This window comes from Thermogutta sp., from assembly GCF_039793925.1.
GTDB lineage: Bacteria > Planctomycetota > Planctomycetia > Pirellulales > Thermoguttaceae > Thermogutta.
This window is the reverse complement of the sequence record NZ_JBAMME010000008.1, coordinates 1,316-1,848: the sequence shown is the minus strand read 5'-3', so window position 1 is coordinate 1,848 and position 533 is coordinate 1,316. Positions and strand designations below refer to the sequence as shown.

At 64.0% G+C, this 533-nt stretch carries 1 protein-coding gene; it reads right to left on the bottom strand.

The window, feature by feature from the left end; all coding sequences use genetic code 11:
• The coding region (locus ABJK56_RS00350) for a hypothetical protein (RefSeq protein ID WP_347242679.1) at positions 1 to 533 on the bottom strand (533 nt) is incomplete at both ends.

The following is a 533-nucleotide window of genomic DNA, read 5'->3' as shown; positions in this document are numbered from 1 at the left end:
CACGGCGACCTCTTCGTCGAAGCGTCCGCTCTCCACCACCGTGAAGTTGTAGCGCTCGAACAGACCGGGGAAGGTGCTGTCCGTCCAGCGCTCGAAGAGGAGCGCGAAGAACTCATCCGGCACCGGCTGGGTCAGGCGGTCGTCCAGACCGGGACGCCGGCTGTAGAGGCCGCCGTTGAGGAAGGGGGCCTGGGCGAGGGAATTTACAAGCCACTGGGGGAAGCGCCTCAGGTAATCGGCCCGGTTCTGCCAGCGGTTGTTGAAGGCCTCGAAGAGGAGGACATCCAGCCAGTCCCGGTGGAAGGCATCTTTGCCCTTGGTTTGCCGGTAGGCTTCCCAGAAGTGGCGCATGAAGTCGCGATCGGGGCGGCCGTCCGGCCCCAGAAGCCAGCCCTTGCGGGCGATGAAGTAGAGGAACATGATGCGGTTCAGGAGCTGGTGGGCGTAGTCGCGCGCCCATTCGGGGCCGTTTCCCCGATGGGTGCGGATCAGATGGTCCCGGATCTGGATGAAGATCTCGCTGTAATCCCGAT